The 19,416-nt window shown below is 53.4% G+C and carries 12 protein-coding genes; 2 read left to right on the top strand and 10 right to left on the bottom strand.

Annotated features, from left to right (window positions below):
- Window positions 1–14: 14 nt before the first annotated feature.
- The 7 genes from HUF18_RS09090 to ald form a co-directional block, all read right to left on the bottom strand.
- Window positions 15–659 (bottom strand): YqiJ family protein, encoded by a 645-nt coding sequence (locus HUF18_RS09090; RefSeq protein ID WP_225691960.1) that lies wholly within the window; start codon window positions 657–659, stop codon window positions 15–17.
- Window positions 659–1,312: a PspA/IM30 family protein gene (locus tag HUF18_RS09085; protein ID WP_145468926.1), complete on the bottom strand. Its 654-nt coding sequence runs from the start codon at window positions 1,310–1,312 to the stop codon at window positions 659–661. Before HUF18_RS09085 ends, HUF18_RS09090 begins: the two co-directional genes overlap by 1 nt.
- Before the next feature lie 4 nt (window positions 1,313–1,316).
- Entirely contained in the window at window positions 1,317–1,799 is a 483-nt protein-coding gene (locus HUF18_RS09080) for a hypothetical protein (RefSeq protein WP_225691959.1), read from the bottom strand.
- Window positions 1,800–1,914: 115 nt separating this feature from the next.
- The gene (gene recD, locus HUF18_RS09075; RefSeq protein WP_225691958.1) at window positions 1,915–3,891 is read right to left on the bottom strand and encodes an exodeoxyribonuclease V subunit alpha; all 1,977 of its coding nucleotides are present in this window, start codon (window positions 3,889–3,891) and stop codon (window positions 1,915–1,917) included.
- The gene (locus HUF18_RS09070; RefSeq protein ID WP_225691957.1) at window positions 3,888–7,808 is read right to left on the bottom strand and encodes a UvrD-helicase domain-containing protein; all 3,921 of its coding nucleotides are present in this window, start codon (window positions 7,806–7,808) and stop codon (window positions 3,888–3,890) included. The genes recD and HUF18_RS09070 overlap by 4 nt, the downstream gene beginning before the upstream one ends.
- The gene (recC, locus tag HUF18_RS09065; protein ID WP_225691956.1) at window positions 7,805–11,332 is read right to left on the bottom strand and encodes an exodeoxyribonuclease V subunit gamma; all 3,528 of its coding nucleotides are present in this window, start codon (window positions 11,330–11,332) and stop codon (window positions 7,805–7,807) included. Before recC ends, HUF18_RS09070 begins: the two co-directional genes overlap by 4 nt.
- A gap of 165 nt (window positions 11,333–11,497) precedes the next feature.
- Entirely contained in the window at window positions 11,498–12,616 is a 1,119-nt protein-coding gene (gene ald / locus HUF18_RS09060) for an alanine dehydrogenase (RefSeq protein WP_225691955.1), read from the bottom strand.
- Between the two features lie 488 nt (window positions 12,617–13,104).
- Here ald and HUF18_RS09055 point away from each other — a divergent pair, with 488 nt between their 5' ends.
- Both HUF18_RS09055 and HUF18_RS09050 read left to right on the top strand, forming a co-directional pair.
- The gene (locus tag HUF18_RS09055; RefSeq protein WP_225691954.1) at window positions 13,105–13,983 is read left to right on the top strand and encodes a hypothetical protein; all 879 of its coding nucleotides are present in this window, start codon (window positions 13,105–13,107) and stop codon (window positions 13,981–13,983) included.
- A gap of 86 nt (window positions 13,984–14,069) precedes the next feature.
- Window positions 14,070–14,816 (top strand): DUF2971 domain-containing protein, encoded by a 747-nt coding sequence (locus tag HUF18_RS09050; RefSeq protein WP_225691953.1) that lies wholly within the window; start codon window positions 14,070–14,072, stop codon window positions 14,814–14,816.
- A gap of 122 nt (window positions 14,817–14,938) precedes the next feature.
- On the opposite strand, the gene HUF18_RS09045 is transcribed toward HUF18_RS09050, so the two are convergent.
- From HUF18_RS09045 to HUF18_RS09035, 3 genes are read right to left on the bottom strand one after another with little or no spacing between them, the layout of a single operon-like run.
- A complete protein-coding gene (locus HUF18_RS09045) occupies window positions 14,939–16,369 on the bottom strand; it encodes a PepSY-associated TM helix domain-containing protein (RefSeq protein WP_225691952.1) in 1,431 nt (476 codons plus the stop codon).
- 7 nt (window positions 16,370–16,376) lie between these two features.
- Window positions 16,377–16,922, bottom strand: coding sequence for a hypothetical protein (locus tag HUF18_RS09040; RefSeq protein ID WP_225691951.1), 546 nt, complete (start codon window positions 16,920–16,922; stop codon window positions 16,377–16,379).
- Window positions 16,923–16,980: 58 nt separating this feature from the next.
- Complete coding sequence (locus HUF18_RS09035; protein WP_225691950.1) at window positions 16,981–19,140, bottom strand: TonB-dependent siderophore receptor; 2,160 nt, start codon at window positions 19,138–19,140, stop codon at window positions 16,981–16,983.
- Between the last annotated feature and the right edge of the window lie 276 nt (window positions 19,141–19,416).

Raw genomic sequence — 19,416 nt, 5'->3', positions numbered from 1 at the left:
GTTGCAGGTTTTGGTTATTGCAGGTGTTGGTTATCCGGGCGGATGCACTGATACACAGCACCCTTCTGTTGCACCAGCAGAACGTTATCTCCGGCGCGATAGACTTCATCGGCATCCGGTTCAACCATCAGATAATGCGTTGTTCCAAACTGATCGCGGAATCGCGCTTCCGCCGGACTGCCCTGGCGGGCTTCACCCAGCGTAATGGTCGCTACCTGGCCAATAAAAGACGCGGAAGAGACCGCTTCTGTTTCGTCTTTCAGCAGTACTTTGCCCAGCAATCCGGTCAGCAGACGCGTAAGAGGCAACGCAACCGCCAGCGCCGGTACCACCGCGACGATCGCCGGCAGCATAAAGCCAAAGGCCGACATAAACAGCGATTGCAGTACCACACCGCTGAGCCCGAAGAACATCAGCAGCATCACCAGAATAATCAGCACCGGCACCTGACCAATACGCAGCCAGGCCAGAAAACGGCTGAGCCCCATATTCGGCACCTCGCCATCAACGCTCAGGTCGACATCGGGCAACAGGCCATCAATAAATTGCGATAAACCCAGACCAATAACCACCAGCACACCTTCCAGCACGGCGATAATCAGCATTAATACCAGAGCGACGGCAAAAGGATAATTGCCATCAGAAAACAGAAATTCCATTAATCGTTCGCCTGCGATTTAACCCGCGCCAGTCGTTCCTGAATGCGGTTCTGACGGGCCAGCTGATCGAGTTCGGCCAGCTTACGCTCATCGCCACTGCTCACACCCGGCGCACCGGCTTTATTCAGAATGCGGTTAAAGGCGTCGGTCGCCTGCTCCACCTGAGTGGCGGTCGAGGCAGTGCCGGCATGTTCAGCCTGAACCGCAGCGGCATTGGCAATTTCATAATGTTTCAGGGTTTCCTGCATTTCGCGTTTTTTCGCCTGCAGTGCCTGAATATAGGAATTCAGTTCGTTAATTTCAGCGTCGCTGTCGGCGATGCTTTTCTCAACCACGGGAATCATGGCTTCGATATCCATCTGGCGCGCAATCGCCGCTTCGGCCAGATCATCGCGCCCCTGAGCAACAGCCACTTCAATCTGCGCCTGCAGTTCAGCATGACGGCTGTTATCCGCGTTTAAACTTTTGGTGCTCAGATAACGCGCCGCTTCGACTTTGCCCAGCTGGGCACGGACATCGGCAATGGCGCTGTCGATTTCGCGGATCGCTTCTTCCATCACCATGGTCGGTGCGGCATTTTCCAGACTGTCGACCAGTGAGTTGGCGGATGCCGACACCAGCCGGCCGATACGTTTTAATAATCCTTCAGACATGGTGTTACTCCTTGCGGTTGGCGCAATTCAGGTGAGAAAAATCCGTCAGCAGCTGCTGTTGCAGTTGCTCAGCCAGATCATTATTCAGCAGTGTACCGCCGCTTTGCGCCAGTAATGGCGGTAGCAGACGACGCAGCATATCGCTGACAACAGGAAATAAGTGCCGTTCGAGATCAGCAGCACAGGCTTTGCTGTCCTGCGACTGAATAATGGCAGCGCTTTCGGTAAGCAGATCAAAGACCGCTTCATTCATGATGCTGCGATCAGATTCGGGGGATTTATAACGTGCGCGATACGGCGCCATGCTGTCACTGGCGGTAATAAACGAGCGGGCAAAACTTTCGGTGCCCACCGCTTCCCGCGCCATAGCAATCAGCTCGCGAACTTTATCGCTTTGGGTCAGCGCACCGTTTTGGCGGATGGCCATCAGATAGGCGTAATCGTCTTCCGATAAACGCACACTGATTGATTGTGACTTGCTGATCATGAGCTTCCCTGTTCATCTGCATACACAGTGAATACAAATGTATACAGCCTTGTTTACGTGGTCAATAAAAAATATTGAGCACGTAAACACACCTGCAAAAACACCAAACCAGACCTCAGCGCTGAGGCCAGAGTGCTTCCCGTAAACCACTGGCGCGCTGCACCCGGGTATTCAGCCCCTGTTGCCAGCAGGCTGTGCCGCTAAACAGGCTGAAAGTCTTTTTCGCGCGGGTGATGGCGGTGTAAATCAGCTCGCGGGTAATAACGCTCTGCCACTGCTCCGGTAACAACAGACACAGATGATCAAATTCCGAGCCCTGGCTTTTATGCACGGTCATGGCAAAAGCGGTTTCATGGGCCGGCAAACGGCTGGGCAATAAATAACGCACGCCGCCGTCGGCATCCGGGAAGGCGACTTTTAATGTCTGCCTGCCCTGCTCATCCGTTAGCGGCAAAGCAATACCAATATCACCGTTATACAGACCGAGATCGTAATCGTTACGGCTGATCATTACCGGACGGCCGGCGTACCAGCCGGAAGCCGAAGCGCGGGTATCGATTAATCCCGCCGCCTGCAGTAAACGCTCGGTACGCTGATTCACCTGTTCAACCCCATAAGGGCCCTGGCGCAGCGCCACCAGAATCTGAAAACGGTTAAAGGCGCTGAAAACATCGTTCGCATCGGCTTTATCCGCAGCAAAAGCGCGCAACGCTTCGGCATAATCACGGTAGCCATCCATTAAGGTTTGCTGCCATTGCGGCTGTTGCCAGAACGGCTGCTCGGCCAGCGGATTCACTGCCACAAAGCGTACATCGGAAAACTGGCGCAGCACCTGATCGGCACGCGCAATTTCACTGTTATTGACCGCCGCTGCCAGCTGGCCAATGCCACTGTCCGCGGTAAAACGATGGGATACCCGCAGTGACGCCACCGCATTCTGCATCGGGCTTACAGCGTCTTCTGTGACAGCCGTTAAATCAAAACCGGTCAGTTGCTGCAGACGTTGGGCAAAAGCGCTGTCCGGACCGTGCTGCACGCCGGCATCGCATAAATCCGCCAGCACACTGCCCGCTTCTACCGAGGCCAGCTGATCGCGGTCACCGAGCAGAATTAAGCGGGTATCGGCGGCTAATGCCTGAAACAGGTGATACATCATCGGCAGATCGACCATCGAGGCTTCGTCCACCACCACGCAATCGAAGGGTAAATGGCGATTGGCGTTATAACGGAAGCCGCGTGGTGACCAGCCCAGCAAACGATGCAGCGTGTAACTGTCGTCCGGAATCTGTTCGGCAAAGGGCAGCGACTTTTCGCCGCTTTGCTGTGCCCGTAATTTGGCACCACGAATGGATTCCGTCATGCGCGCAGCGGCTTTACCGGTGGGCGCGGCCAGCGCAATCGACATCTGTGGGTTCTGGCTGAGCAGCGCACTGAGCAGACGCGTGACTGTGGTGGTTTTACCCGTACCCGGGCCACCGGTAATCACCGCAAAATTACGGATACAGGCACTGGCCGCAGCCACTTTCTGCCAATCAACCACGGCCTCTGAGCCAGCAGCCCCCGAGCCAGCAGCACCCGGATTAACAGCACCCGGCTCGCCGAATAATTGCATCAGCGTGCTGATCAGTTCCGTATCGTTTAACGCCGGTTCCTGCGCCAGGCGCTGGTGAATCTGGGTTAATACACCGCGCTCGTAGAAAAAGTAGCGCGCCAGATAGAGATTATTGCCATGCAGCACCAGCGGCTGCTGGGCGTAATCACGAAATTCGCCAACGGCTGTTTTCGGGTCAGCCTCTGCCACATACACCGTACGGCAAGAAGCCAGCTGCGAACTGGCCAGTAACGAGTGTTCATGCCAGAACTCGCGCCATTCAGGCAAGGCACAGGATGTCAGCGGCAGACACACCTGCCCTTTGCCCAGGGCAACGCTGACCATCACCGACGCCACCGCCAAACACTGCAGTGTTTGCGGCTCAGTATCGGCCGCGGCCTGCAATTCCCACTGCAGCATCTGCATAGCCACCTGACGGTCAATATCACGCAGGTTTTTCACTTCAATTTCGGGCAAATATTGCAACAGCAGCGGATTCATACACCGGCCTCCGCTTTGTTATCAGTTCTGTTTCGCGCGCAGACAGCATCCGGCAACAGCGCCTGCCGCCAGCGTTGCAATGCTTCAGGGTCAACGGCGTGGTAATACACGCCCGGCACCTGAGTCAGTGCGGGTGCGGCAAATAAATCCTGCTGTGAGGCAGCCGCATCATCGACAACTAAACGCGGAGCGCTGTTGCCCAGATGCATCCCCCGCAGCCAGAAATAATACACGCCACCCAGATGCTGAGTCGGGTCATAACCGGGCAAGCGCTGACGCAGAAGCTGGTCGAGTGCGACGGTGTAGAGCCAGGCCTGTAAATCATACTGATGATCGGCCATTGCCACCTTTAATGCCGCCGGGGTGTAATCGTTAATGCTGAAACCCAGATGATTGGATTTATAGTCCGCCACGTAATAGCGGCCGTTATGGCAGAAAATAAGGTCAATAAAACCTTTTAAATAGCCGCTTAAGGTATCGAAATGAAAGCGTCCGCTTTTCGCCGGGTCGGCTAACAGACGATTAATATCCGCCGCCTTAAGCTGCTGCACCGGCAGATAAAATTCCATTTCATCGAGGCGATTGGCCGCAGAAATATCCGCTAAGGCGAATTGCTCGCCCTGATCATTCATCAGAGGACTGTTCACCACCGCCTGCATCCAGCCGGCAAGGTTATGGATCTGCTTTTGTTTTTCCCCGGCGCCGACTTCATCCTCACTGAGTGCTAAACCATAATGGCTCAATTCACGTTCGGTAATGCTGAGCAGCGCATCGGCATCCACAAAATCCCAGTGTTCAAAAATTGCGTGCAGACAGGTACCGGCGTTAGCACCTTTGGCAAAGGTCAGTGCCGGTGCTGTGGCATCAAATTCACGCTTGCTGATTTCGTGCAGCAGCACTGCGTCAATAAATTCGGAACCCGATTCATCGCTATTTGTTTGCTCACTGCTTTCATCCATCACCAGCACATCGTCGTGAGCAGAGTGCCCGCTATGATCATCGGCGGTTAACTGGCTGTAACTGCTCACGCGCCAGCTGTCCCAGCTGTGCGGCCGGCACACAGCCGCCTGCGGTTGTTCCTGTGAAGCTATCTGACGACGAACTTCATCCACCGGCCACTGCGGTAAATCGGTAATTAAACATTCCGCCGAGGCCGATTGCTTCAGGCCGGCCCAGTCAGGGTCATTGTCTACGGCCAGCAGATAACCCAGCGCGGTTTGCGCAATACGGGATTTTTTCTCTTTTTTGCTTTTACCATCCACAGCATCGGCCAGCCAGATAAAACAGCCCTGCACGGCACGGGTTAAGGCCACGTACAGCAGACGCAAAGACTCCGCCAGAGAATCGCGTACAGCCAGCGCTTTGGCTTCATCATCCGGCTCCAGATTCAGCACCATGCCGTCTGTTTCACTGAAATACTGAGTATCGCTGCGCGGATTCGGTAAATAACTGTCGTCCCACAGGAAGGGTAAAAACACCAGCGGATATTCCAGGCCCTTGGATTTATGGATGGTCACAATGGTGACCAGATTGGCATCGCTCTCTAAACGCAGTTGTGCTTCGTCGCCACTGCGGTTATCGGAAAAAATATGCTCACCAAACCAGCGCAATAATGCCTCGTGGCCACGTAAACGGCGGGCAGCACTCTGCAGTAATTCCCCCAGATGGATCAGGTTGGTGATACGGCGTTCGCCATCCTGATGGCGGCGCAAGCGCTGTGCGCGACCGTCTTCTTCCAGCCATTGCATAATGGCGGCCATCACCCCGCGGCGTTGCCACAACTGATGATAATTGTGGTTTTGCTCCAGTGTGCGCTCCCACGCCAGCTCGTCATTTAACAGGGAATCCAGTTGCGCGGCAGTTAAGCCCTGGGTTTCCGTCGCCATCGCAGTACGCAGTGCACGCTCATCACTGGGGTGCGCCACCGCCTGCAACCAGGCGAATAAATCCCGCGCTTCCAGACTGTCGTACACGCTGTCGCGGGTTAAAAACACACTGCCGATCTGGCGCGCAGATAACGCCTCACGGATTAATCCGGCCTGCTTGCGGCTGCGCACCAGCACGGCAATATCGCGCGCCTGCACCGGAGTATCACCCAGCGTCGCATCACCGTGCATTAAGGCATCAATTTTCTCAGCACACTGCTCTGCAGCGGTAAATTGCGCCCGGCTGCGGGAATATTCACCACCGTCATGCCACAGCTGCAGCGGCGTTTGTTCTTCACCGGCAATTTTTAATGACTGGCCGTCGGGTTTACCTGCCGCCGATACATTAACGAACTGAATATCCCGATCGAACACAAAGGGACTGTCGTGGCCGGCAAATAACTGATTGACCCCGGCGACCAGCTGAGTATGACTGCGCCAGTTTTTTTCCAGGGTAAAACGGCGCTCTTCGGCCAGCTGCCGGCGGGCTTTGATGTAGGTAAAAATATCGGCGCCGCGGAAGCCGTAGATGGCCTGTTTAGGGTCGCCGATCATAATTAACCCATGCTGACCTGGCTGCGTCGCCAGCGCGTTGTCAGAAACATCCTCAGACTGCTCATTTATGTCATATAAACTCCGCGTCTTCGTCTGTTCCTTCCTAGCGCTGCCATCCTCGCCAACGGTCAGTTCCTCCATAGTCTGCGTCACCAGCGCGTTATCAGTCTCACTTAACGGTGGATAAATGCGGTTAAAAATTTCGTACTGCTGCGGGTCGGTATCCTGAAACTCATCTATCATCGCCAGCGGATATAAACGGCGGATATGACTGGCCAGCAGTTCGCCCTGTTCGGCACGCAGAGCATTGACCAATAAACGCAATAAATCATCCGGGGTTAAGGCGCCGGCTTTTTCCAGCAGCTCGAAATAACGCTCTTTAATGGCGTCCATCCACGCGGCTTCCAGCAGCAGTGCTAACTGGTTGGCCGCCTGCAGAAAATCTTCAGTGGAGTCAAAGGCTGCATGCTGCGGTAATTCGCCACCGTCTTTCAGCTTTTCTGCCATCGCGGCTGGCGTCATACGGTAGAGGTTTTTCGGCGCTGGCATATAAAAACGCCCGGCAAAATAGCCGGCCGCTTCTTCTACCCAGTTCGGGGCAAAACGTTTGCTGTAGGATTTTTTATCCAGCCCGGAATCCGCAATTAACTGCACCACATCAGCCGCACTGATTTGCGACCAGGCGGCTTTGGCGGTCGTAAATGCGGCTTCGGCGCTTTGCCACGCCCTGCTCAGGCTATCAGCTGAAAGCGACGGAATTACCGTCATATCCGGGCGGTTAATCCGCGCTTTCACTTTCGCCAGTACATCATCCGGGCCGGCATAACGGCTGATTAAATAGCGGCTCTGTTGTTCATTCAGCGCATAAGCCTGCTGGCGCCAGATATCCTCACAGGCCTGTTGCAGATAGCTGTCACTGTCGAGCACCAGCTCGGCACTGAATACCACACCACTGTCGAAAGCGAACTGCTTGAGCATGCGCTGACAAAAACCGTGAATGGTATAAATCGCCGCTTCATCCATTAACGCCAGATTGCTTTGCAGCCAGGGTTTCAGTTGCTTACACAGGCTGTCGATATCGCTGTGCTGGCCATCGTTATTCTGGCCATCGCTGTTTTGGCCATCGTTGTTTTGGACAGCCGCTAACTGCTGTAAATATTGCAGCTGCTGATCGTCAATTGACTGGCCATTTTCCAGCGACAATAAATCCTCCAGCGTATCACGCAGACGCTGGCGGATACGGCCACGCAATTCTTCGGTAGCGGCACGGGTAAAGGTCACCACCAGAATCTGATCGCAGCCCAAACGCGGACGGCCGTGACCAAGAATCAAACGGTTATAAAGTCCGGTAATGGTAAAGGTTTTACCGGTACCGGCACTGGCTTCAATCAGCGACTGACCGTACAGCGGAAAATCAGGAATGGATAAGGTTTTCATACGCCTTCTCCTCCACTGTAGCTGGCAGCGGAATCTTTATGCAGCTCATCGGTTTTTATGTGTTTTTTCAGACTGGTCAGCAAGATGCCCTGCTCAGCAAGCCACTGATCGGGCGACTGGCTTTGCAACTGCGCGACAAAGTCCGGCAGGCAGCGCTGTAAATAAGGTGATGCCAGTTCGCCAAACTCGCGCTGCACCAGATTAGTGATTTCTTTTTGCATGGCATCGGCTTGCGCATCGGCATCGTCGGCGTGTTTCTCGCCAATAAATTCCTGCGCCTGTATCAGGCTCCACAGGGTATCGGGCAAATGGGCGATGGGTTTACACCAACACTGCCAGTACCAGTCGACCGCCTGTTTAATTAAAGCCAGCGCAGTGTCCGGTGCAGGCAAGCCCAGCTGTATTTGCCGCAGCCAAGTATTACCCTTGTCTTTACTTAAACCGAGCAGGCAGACATGACTGATGCTGCCAGGGCTCGCGGCGGCTACCAATAAGGCATCCAGCCAGGCCTGTAATAAATGTTTGCCATAAATATCACCGACGCGGTGATACAGCAGATAACCGCACTCATCACCTTCATGGCGCACAAAGGCCTGCTGCAGTTCGCCCTGTACGGTGCAGTTTTCCAGCGCCACCGACAGTGCTTTTACTTCCATGCGGAATTCGGATAATTCGACGATTTTCTGCGCCAGCGGGCGCGAATAATCAATCAGATCATCGCTCCAGACTTTACCCAGAGCATTCACCGGTAATTGCCCCAGCGCCTGTTGGCGGCGGGTGAAGGCCAGTTCATCGCTTAATTCTTCGCTATGGCCCTGCTGAATATCGGCCATGGCCAATTGCAGCCAGTCGTCTTTCAGCTGATATAAATCCAGACCATTTAAGGCAAAGGGTTCTTCGGTTTCGTGCTGTTGCCAGTACACATCGAACGAGGCTTTTAAGCGGCGGGTCACAAAATATTTAAGCGGGTCTGCCAGGGCCTGCTTTACGTCTTCCCAGGCAACTGCGCTGGTATCGATATCGGCCGGAATAGCCAGCGGCTCACTGAAGAAATGATCATTGTCCGATTCATGGCCAGCACCCTGCTCTGCGGCGACATCGGCCCACACCTGCTGATAACTGCGTACATGGCGCTTTAATAAATCATCAGCAGCAAATGCCTGACGGTTATAGGGCTGCAATGGCAGCTCTTCCAGCAGCCAGTTCAGCATCTGTTGACGGCTTTGCTGGTGCGGTAAATCCAGATCCTGCTCAAGGGCAAAACCATCGCATAAATAATCGCGTAATTCCGCCACCAGCACCGATGGCTGCAGTTCGGCATTTTCGCGTACATCGTGGCCACGGTAGCTGATATAGAGATAATCCTGTGCTGAACACACCGCCTCCAGAAACAGATAACGGTCATCTTCGCGGCGCGAACGGTCACCGCGACGGCTGCGCCCGGCAACCATTAAATCGAAGCCCACCGGCGTTACCCGGCGCGGGTAATCCTCGTCGTTCATCCCCAGCAGACACACCGCTTTAAACGGGATGGAACGCATCGGCATCAGGGTACAGAAGTTCACCGGCCCGGCGAGAAAACGCTGCCAGCCGCCCTGCTGCCCTAATTGTTCGTTAAACCAGCTGCGCACCACCGGCGCGGATAATTCACCGTTAAAGCCGGCCAGGGTTAATTCTTCCTGCCAGCGCTGCACCGCATCGCGGATACGCTGCAGCGAGTTCTGCTCGATACTGTCGGCCAGATACAGATCATCCAGCAGCCGCAGCAGCGACGCCGACCAGTCAGCAACATGACGCGGCCCGGCCGCAAACAGACGCTGCCAGTGTTCCAGCACGTCGATAAAGGCCATTAAATGACCAAGCAATTCGCCTTCGTTGCCTTCGGTGGCCGCCACCGGAAAATCGCCCATAAAATCCTGACGGCTGTCCGGGGTCAGATACCCCAGTAACAACTGGCGCAAGCCTTTACGCCAGCTGTTTTGTTCAAACGCCGGCAAGCCCAGCTGCTGACGCTGTTCGCTGTTTAAGCCCCAGCGAATCTGCGCCTGCGCCAGCCAGTCGCGCAATGCCGGCAGATCGTCTTCGCGGATATTAAAACGGCTGCGGATCGCGGCGACATCCAGCCAGTCCTGAACCTCGGTTATCAGCAAACGCGAGTCGCCCAGCCCCAGCAAACTAAGGAAGCTGTCGATGAGCGGATCTTCCTGTGCCATCGACTGGTCGGCAATGGCCCAGGGAATACGGTACTCATCGCCCTGCTCCGTGCGCGCGCGGCTGCTGGCAAATACGGCGTCGATATAGGGCGCGTACTGGTCGATATCCGGCACCATCACCACAATATCGCGCGGTTTAAGGTCGGGGTCGTTATCCAGCCAGTGCAGAATCTGATCGTACAGGCGCTGTACTTCACGCAGCGGACTGTGGGCGCTGATTAAGCGCACGCTGCCATCGTCGGCGGCAATGCCCTGCTTAAAGCGGCTGTGTAATTGCGCGTCTTTACTGAACGCCCCCTGTTGACGGTCGGTTAAAGTCAGAATGTCCTGCTGCAGGTGTGCCAGTAGCGTTTGTGATTCAGGTTCAACCTCCCGTTCTAAATAGGCATCCACATCCTGAATGCGGCCTTCATACTGCTCGGCGGTTTCGTGTACCAGTGTGAGAAAATCACGCCCCAGCCGGCCCCAGGAGGCGAGCAAGGGGTTGCCGCTGTCGAGCAGGGTTTCGACGTTGGGGTTATCACGCAGAATGCGCATCTTCTGCCGTTCACTGACGATATCGCCCCAGAAGTTTTTGCACGGATTGAGCAAAAAGAAATGCACTTCAATCACCGGCGAAATCGCCTGCAACACCTGCCAGTAGCTGCCCGGCAACGCCGCAATACCAAACACAAACAACCGTTTGGGCAGATCAGCCAGGCGCTCAGGATGGGCCTGCACCAGCTGTTCCAGCTCCTGCAGCAGGCGCGCACGGTGATCCAGCGAATGACCAAGTCTGGCGCTGTCGGCTACCAACGCCCGCCACACCAGCGGCTGCCACGGATGGGCCGATACCTGTGTATCGGCGACTTCATCCTCGCCCAGTTCCCAGCTCAGCAGCCAGTCCGGGCGATACACCAGATACTGGTCAAACACGTCGGCAATGGTCTGCGCCAGCTGATAGCACTTAACGCCATCGGCATCATTCTGCAGGTAATGGGCAATGGCCTCACAACCCTCTTTCAGCGCCAGCTGTGGTAACAGACGTACCAGCTTCCAGGCCATGATCTGCTTATCAAAATGCGAGCGTTCCGGCAGCTCCGGTTTCAGACGGTTAAACACCTGCCAGACAAAGCTTGAGGGCAGCGGAAAATCCACCTGCGCGGCAATCCCCAGCGAATCCGCCAGCTGCAGTTTGAGCCAGTGCGACATGCCCTGACTCTGTACCAGAATGGCTTCCTGACCAAAGGGGCCGACGGGCGATTCCTGCATCTGATGGACAAGAATGCCCTTAAGAATTTCAAGATCGTTGGAATGATAGAGGCGGAACATGCTTTCCCTGCGGGCAAGTGGTTGGCAGGCCATAGAGTACCAGAGAAGACGGTCTTTGAGAGCGGATCACTTGCTGGCGATAAGCGGAATCTGGACAAGCCATAAAAAACGGAGCCTGACGCTCCGTTTTTTATGTTTGCTGGTATTTTTTATCTGCGGATACGCTCAGAGCCCGAGCAGCGTCTCGCGCTCAACATAATCCACGCCCTGACTGGCCGCCACTTCGGCACTGGTCAGCGCACCCTGACACAGGTTCAGGCCCATACGCAGATAAGGGTCATCACGCAGCGCCTGCTCAACCCCTTTACCTGCCAGCGCCAGCACAAAGGGCAAGGTGGCGTTGTTCAGCGCCTGCGTGGCAGTGCGGGCCACGGCACCCGGCATATTGGCAACGCAGTAGTGCACCACGCCGCTGTCGACATAGGTTGGATTGCTGTGGGTGGTTGGCCGTGCGCTTTCCACACAACCGCCCTGATCGATGGCGACATCGACGATCACCGCGCCGCGTTTCATGCTTTCCAGATGGGTACGCAGCACCAGTTTAGGCGCTGCAGCACCGGGAATTAATACCGCACCAATCACCAGATCGGCCTTGGGCAGACACTCATCCAATACGGTGCGGGTAGAAAAACGGGTATGGATGCGGTTGCCGTACTGCTGATCCAGCTCGCGCAGCGCCTGCATCGAGGTATCCAGTACCGTGACCTGCGCGCCCATGCCCACAGCGATGGCCAGAGCATTTCGCCCCACTACCCCGGCGCCGATAATCACCACCTCGCCAGCCGGTACGCCCGGCGCGCCGGCCAGCAACACCCCGCGTCCGCCGGCTTCCATCTCCAGACTGCGGGCACCGGCCTGAACGGCTATGCGCCCGGCGATTTCTGACATAGGGGCCAATAATGGCAGCCGCCCGGCTTTATCGGTCACGGTTTCATAGGCGATGCCTGTGGCACCGGTTGCCATCAGCGCCTGGGTCAGTGCCGGGTCCGGCGCCAGATGCAGATAGGTAAACAGCGTATGTTCAGCGCTGATCAGGCTGATTTCTTCCGGCTGCGGCTCTTTGACCTTAACGATCAGTTCGGCGTTATCAAACACCTCAGCCGCAGTATCAACGACCATTGCCCCACAGCTCAGATAATCGTCATCACTGAAGCCAATGGCCGCCCCTGCGTTCTGTTGCACCCAGACTTCATGACCGCGATGCACCAGCTCGCGCACGCTGTCCGGGGTCAGACCAACCCGGTATTCATGGTTTTTAATCTCTTTCGGGACACCAATACGCATAAGCACCTCCGTAATATATAAAAATAGTGTAGCTGACCGGAAGGTATTGAGCCGCAGAAGGCCCGCAAACGATGATCTGAAGAGACAGCGAATGAATAATCGGCACAGACTGAAGCAGTAATAAAAACAACACCAGTCCACTACGTTCGGTGAAAAGCCATATACAACCAGATTATTAAGATAAGCGACTGGAATCGTGCGCGTTTACGCTCCGGTGTCAAAATGGCGATGTGCAGATTGTCTGCCAACAGAGAAGAATCTGCCCTGCAAAATCAATGGGTTAACGGATTGCTCAACGAGATAGTGCGCAACGTGTAAAGATGACAGCGGATTGATAGTGTGCGCGCGTGTTTATAGCCTGATAGCGATATCATTATCAGCACTTTTCGCAGCGATGACAGTGGGTTAGACTCCGGGCATAAACAAGGACAGGGGTGTGTAAATGTGCATGCCTGCTAACAAACTGTTATCTGAACTAGGAGGCTGTTGTGCAAGGATTTTGTCGGCTTTGCCATTCTGAGTCGGTTTTAAAAGAAAGCCACTTCATTCCGAAGTTCATTGGTAAGTGGGTAAAACGAACTGGTATTACAGGCTACATTCGGAAAAGTAACGAAGTTCATAAGCGTGCTCAGGATATCGCAAAAGAGTACTGGCTATGTGGGGATTGTGAAGCGCTGTTTTCTGAGTGGGAGCGAGAGTTTGCAAATAAGATTTTTTACCCATTTGCTGATAAAGGTGAATCAGTAGCAAACTACGGTGAATGGATGTCAAGGCTATGTGCCTCGTTGTCTTGGCGGACACTTACATATATTCGTAGTAAAAATAAAGCCGAACAAAAATCTGATGATTACAACAAAGCTCTAGATGATGCTGAGCGACATCTGGAAAAATTTCTTCTGGGTGAAGAATCAAATCTTAATCAATACGAACAGCATGTATTTCCTCTAGAGCGAATTGAATCAACAACCGAGTCGGGGTTGCCACCAAATATCAATAGATACTTTTTGCGTACAATGGCTATGGATATTGTTGGTAACTCGACAGATTTATACGTATATACAAAACTTCCCTGTTTCATTGTATTGGGTGTGATTAAAGCAAAAGATCTGAGGAAGATGAGATCTAGCAGAATAGCCATTAAGCACGGAAAAATTAGCCCCAGAGAATATTGGTGGCCTGATGGTTTCATCAATTACATTGTTGAGAAGGCCCAAGCAGTTTCAGATGCATACGACAAAATACCGGAAAAACATAAAGCTAGCTTTGACGAGTACATAAGGAAAAACCCGGATAAAGCGGCAAGCTCAAAGCTATTTGAGGCATTCACACATGATCACGACCAATTTGGCCAAAAAGTATTCAGATAACAATTGGCGGCAGTCGGACCCAGTTTCGGCTCGTGCCTCGCTACAACTGGCCCGCTGCGCCCAGCGTTAGCCATACGGGAGTTAGAGTGTCAGCCATAACTGATCATCCATGCTTTAATCAGCCTAAAAATCAAGAAGCGAGATTATGGCGGTATATGGACTTTACTAAGTTCGTTTCATTGCTGGAGTCAGAAAGCTTGTTCTTTTGTAGGGCAGATCTGTTCAAGGATCCATTCGAGGGCTCCTACTCTAAGGCAAACGTGGCTTTGAGACCACATGTATACAAGGATATGCCAGCTGAGCAACTTGAAAAAATGACGACTCAGATGGCTGATTTCTCGAAATGGATTCGGGGTTGGACCTATATCAATTGTTGGCACGCTAATAAGCATGAGTCGGCAGCCATGTGGGATTTATACGCGAAAACCAATGAAGCTGTCGCTATTGAGACAAATTATTCAAAACTAAAAGACGCGTTACCCGAGAATGTTTATATTGGACTAGTTAACTACATAGATTATGACAGTGAATGGTTGCCAGAAGGCAACTCGTTTTACCCTTTCATGCACAAGAGAAAATCGTTCGAGCATGAAAAAGAAGTTAGAGCCGTTATTCAAGAGCTGCCTAATACTGAAAATGGAATCGCTGTAGGAAAAGAAAATCAGCTGTTTGGTTTGGATGTTAAGGTGAATCTAAACACTCTGATTAAGACTGTCCATATTTCACCTACCGCGCCTAAGTGGTTCGCTGATTTAGTTTCAAACGTAGCGTCGAGATATGGCCTTTCTGCACCGGTAAATCAGTCTTTGCTGTACTCAGAGCCGGTGTACTAATGGCTAACAAACGCATACTGTCGGACTGGTGATCTTGCCTCGTTTTAACGGACACCAAAGTCAAACTGACCAGGTGTCCGATATCAATTTTCTCTCCTCCCTCTCCGCCCCCTACCCTGCGCTTACCCGGTTTTTCCAACCCCAGCCCCTGAGCTTCGGATCACAAAAATACCGAGCACCAGCGTCCATACCAACAGGCCGCAGGTGAGCAGTAATCCGGCGCCAAAGGCGGCGGCCAGCCCGAATTGAATGGCGTAGCCTGCCAACAGCACGAATACGGCCAGTATTCCGGCAATCTGAATCTGGCGCCGGAACCGGGCCGCTGGCTGAGCAATTACCGCAAATACCAGCACTGTCAGTATCACGCCCCAGAAGGGTATTACCGATGGCCAGCGCGCTAACACGCCGCTGATAGCGGATACGGTAATGGCCAGCGGCGCGCCCCAAACCACCGCCACCCATAAGCGGTTGAGCAGGTCTTCGTGTTTGCGCCGGTTCAGCCAGATATTAATGCCGCTGACGCAGACAACCGTGAGGGCCAGCCCCATTACAAAATAAAGCAGCTTGCTGCCCATACCGGCAAAATTGCCGAAATGCAGGCGATAAATGGAGTACACAATCTGTTTGGCCAGATCACCGTCGGAATAGCCTGCACGGTTGAGGAAATTGCCCTGCATATCGAAGCGGTAATTTTCGGAATAAATCAGCCGCCCCGGTTGTTGCACATAATATTCCTGAAAACGTTGTTCGCTGTCGGCTTCGTGAATGGTCATAAACAATAACTGGCCTTCAGGCACGTTGGCATTCAGATACTGCAGCGGTTGCTGAATATTCACCTGTAATGGCTGTGCTTCTACCACCGGGTCGCCACTGAAAAACTGCCGCGTTACCGCTTCCCGGTCGCCATCATGAAAGGCTTCAGCAGCAATCAGAATAATCAGCCCTGCCAGGCCAAAATACGCACCGGTAAAGGCCATCATCAGATGAAATGGTAAACCCCACACACTCAGACGGTTATGCAGATCGGTAAAATGAATGCGTTCAGAACCGGAGCGCCAGGCAAAGGCATCTTTGATAATGGAAGGATGCGCCAGCAAACCGCTGATGATCAGCGCCAGCAGAATAACCCCCATCGCACTCACCAGAATTATGCCGATATTTGTCGGCAGGTGCAGGTAATAATGCAGGTCGCTGAGTAGGTGTGCCCAATCGTCATAGGCCGGCACTCCGGCACTGCCATCGGCATTACGGTATTCACCCTGCTGTTCGTTGGCGAATTTAATCCGTGGCATCGCGTCTGACGGAAAGACCAGATACATGTGCGGCGTCAGATTATCGGGCGCGGTCAGATATTTATTAAATGCGCTTTCAACCGCGGCCGCATCAAACTCATGGAATTCTGCTGACAGCGGTTGTTCCCAGCGTTCGATATGCGTATGAAACACCACCAGCGTACCGCTCAGAATAATAAGATACAGCACCGCTGCCATGCCAATGCCCAGCCAGCTGTGTGCGCTGAGGCTGGATTTCACTAATTGTCTGGAATATTTCATAACACCATCAAACCAATAACCATAAGGATGACACCAGTGCCGCTACGGTGCTCAGTAACGAGACTTTCCAGGGTTTGCGACTGCTCAGAAACCAGCACACCGAGGCTGCCCACAGCAAAGGAAATAACAACAATGCTGATGCCAGATTCAGATTGGCGGCAAAGGGAAATTGCATCACCAGTGCCACACTCACCAGCAGCATGGCCACACCCAGGCCGGCAAATAACCAGAGAAAGCGCGCAATATTCCGCCCAATTCCCTGCCAGGATGGCGCAGGCATGGGCTGAACAGTCTGTGGCGCTGACGTTTTACGACGGCCTTTGCGGCGCTGAAAAACAATCATCAGCCAGGCAAAAAAAGCGGGAAATAACAACGCGAAAACAACACCGTATTCGGCCCCGGCCAGCTGTATCCAGCTCAGCAAAGACAACAACAGTAACAGCCAGCCATAAATGACCAGACTGCGTCCCTGCCCCCGTGCTGATTTCCACGAATAAAAAAGACAACCAACCCCGCATAACGCGGGGACAGCTGCCATCAGAAATAACATCATGATAAATATCCGTCCGGGCCCGCTGCCTGCTTAATTTGCAGGCAGCAGGCCGCGATAATCAGAAATTGTAAGTAACACGGGCATTAACCGTACGGCGCACACCCGGGAAACAATCGCCACGGGCCAGACAGGAGGTGAGGTATTCCTCATCGCCCAGGTTGCGTACGTTCAGCGCCAGATCCAGCTGCTCGGTTGCTTCGTAGCCCAGCATCATGTCGACCAGGGTGTAATCCGGCGTAACGTATTTAACCGTTGCCGTTTCAGACACACTTTCACCGACATAACGCACACCGCTACCCATGCGGAATTTTCCGGCCGGTTTCCAGGTTACCCAGAGCGATGCATTGCTATCCGGCTCAGCCGCATACTGGTAGCCGTTCTGATCTTCTGTATTCAGTGTGCTCAGCGCACCCTGAATATAAAAATCACCGACGTTGGCCTTACCTTCCAGTTCAACACCGTCAATTTTTGCTACGCCCTGCTGCTGCGAGCTGGTGCCCGGTACGCCATTGGGGTTAGGCAGATTGGTAATTTCGATATCGAAATACGACAACGTAAATAATCCGGGAAAACCGTTAGGCTCAAACTTCAGACCGGCTTCATATTGTGTTGCTTCGCGTGGTTCCAGCTGTTTACCGTTGGCATCAATACCGACCACGGTTTCGAAGGATTCGGAATAACTGATGTAAGGTGCCAGACCATTATCAAAGGCATACAACACACCGGCACTGGCTGAAAGCGCATCGTCTGATTGTTTGGCGCTGCCGGTGTCATTATCGACTTCGTCATAGCGCAGGCCGGCGGTAAAACGCCAGTTGTCATAACTGATCTGATCGGACACATACAAACCGATGCTGTCGATTTTCTGCTCCGGATTATCGGTGTAGGTAAACATCGAATCATCCGGCGCACCGGTATATTTCGGGTTTTTCAGATCCAGTACATAATCAAAATTACCGGATGACGCACCACCATCGGCGGAGCGTGCAGTGTCATTATCCGTGGTTACGCTTTGCTTTTGTGCACCAACCAGAACCTGATGACGCAGCGCTCCGGTATCAAAATCGGCTAACAGACGAACATCCAGCGCATAAAGCTGAAATTCGTTATCGGCTTTATAAAAAGTCCGCGCCACGGTGGTGTCGGTAAAGGCATTGGTGCCAAGAACATCATTCAGATAACGGCTGTTGCCGGCACCGGTAAAGACCGGCCAGGCCTGATTATAATCGGCACTGCCTTCACGCCATAACGCAGTGGCTTCCAGCGCTAAATTGGTTGTCAGCTGCTGTTCAACCAGAGCGGTTAACTGATTGGAACGGGTATCGTATTTATTCCAGCCCGGCTCACCGGTATACACATCCTGATCGAGGTAGGTGCCGTCTTTTAGTGGTTTTAAGGTTCCTTCCACCGGTACAAACTGCGCACCGGTGTCGCTGTCGGTGTTCTGATGCATAGCGATTAACGTGTAGCGACTGGTCGCTGACGGCACATAGCTGACCGATGGCATCAGCACCAGCGTATTATCTTCGACATAATCCACCTGAGTATCGCTGTCGCGCTTCAGCGCCACCATGCGGTACAGCCACTGTTCGCTGCCGAGTTTACCGGTCGAGTCGACGGCTAATTGCTTACGGTTGTTATTACCCAGTTCAGCAACAATTTCGGTTGCGGCGTCCGCCTTCGGGGTTTTCGACACATAGTTAACAATGCCGCCGGGCGTGCCCTGCCCATACAGTACCGACACCGGACCTTTCAGCACTTCGACCTGCTCCAACGTATACACTTCGGCACGGGTGGTGTTGTAGCTGCCGAATAATTCCTGAATAGAATCGCGGTAACGTGGCAGGCTCAGACCACGGGCGTGAATAGCATCCCCACGGGTGGCAAAACCATAGGTTTCGGCGGTCACACCAGCCATATAGGAGGTAGCCTGAGAAAGATTCAGCGCGCCTTTTTCTTCAAACTGTTCGCTGGTTTCTACCGAGACAGAACGTGCGGTTTCAACAATAGGCACACTGGATTTGGTCGCGCCAAAGTTGGTCAGCTCCGCACGAACGACGGTTTTATCGAGGCGTACCTCACTCTGTTCCGGCGCATTGTCCGCATCGGCGATCTGCGCTCCCGTCTCTTGGCCCGCTGTGGTTTCTGCCAATGCCACAGAGGCCACATTCAATAGCGCAATACTCAACGCCAGACGGTTTAATCGTTGCGTTTTCATCAGTCCTCCCCAGAACCTGCAGACTTTGACTCAAATAGTTATTGCGACGCATTATCATTACGACTTACAACTGAGTCAACTCAAAATACGGCCAGAAATGTCCATATCACCACCCTGAGCCGGATACCGGGGAGGAAAAGTCCGGTAACAGGGTTAGGTTTGAAGTGGTCGTATTGACCGGGCCTGCAGCGCAGAATCAGTAGCCCTGCAGGCACCGGGGATTAACCGGATCAGCGCAATAGTGTTACCCGCCACCACGGCTCAAAGCCCCTCGCT

Source organism: Thalassolituus sp. ST750PaO-4, assembly GCF_020320405.1.
Lineage (GTDB): Bacteria > Pseudomonadota > Gammaproteobacteria > Pseudomonadales > Oceanobacteraceae > Venatoribacter > Venatoribacter alkanivorans.
Note: the sequence above shows the minus strand (reverse complement) of the source record. Positions and strands in the feature narration are given on the sequence as shown.

Coding starts and splice junctions, on each gene's coding strand:
- HUF18_RS09035 (WP_225691950.1), bottom strand. CDS start 19,140: ATGAAAACGCAACGATTAAACCGTCTGGCGTTGAGTATTGCGCTATTG.
- recC (WP_225691956.1), bottom strand. CDS start 11,332: ATGTTCCGCCTCTATCATTCCAACGATCTTGAAATTCTTAAGGGCATT.
- HUF18_RS09040 (WP_225691951.1), bottom strand. CDS start 16,922: ATGATGTTATTTCTGATGGCAGCTGTCCCCGCGTTATGCGGGGTTGGT.
- HUF18_RS09070 (WP_225691957.1), bottom strand. CDS start 7,808: ATGAAAACCTTATCCATTCCTGATTTTCCGCTGTACGGTCAGTCGCTG.
- HUF18_RS09045 (WP_225691952.1), bottom strand. CDS start 16,369: ATGAAATATTCCAGACAATTAGTGAAATCCAGCCTCAGCGCACACAGC.
- HUF18_RS09080 (WP_225691959.1), bottom strand. CDS start 1,799: ATGATCAGCAAGTCACAATCAATCAGTGTGCGTTTATCGGAAGACGAT.
- recD (WP_225691958.1), bottom strand. CDS start 3,891: ATGAATCCGCTGCTGTTGCAATATTTGCCCGAAATTGAAGTGAAAAAC.
- ald (WP_225691955.1), bottom strand. CDS start 12,616: ATGCGTATTGGTGTCCCGAAAGAGATTAAAAACCATGAATACCGGGTT.
- HUF18_RS09085 (WP_145468926.1), bottom strand. CDS start 1,312: ATGTCTGAAGGATTATTAAAACGTATCGGCCGGCTGGTGTCGGCATCC.
- HUF18_RS09090 (WP_225691960.1), bottom strand. CDS start 659: ATGGAATTTCTGTTTTCTGATGGCAATTATCCTTTTGCCGTCGCTCTG.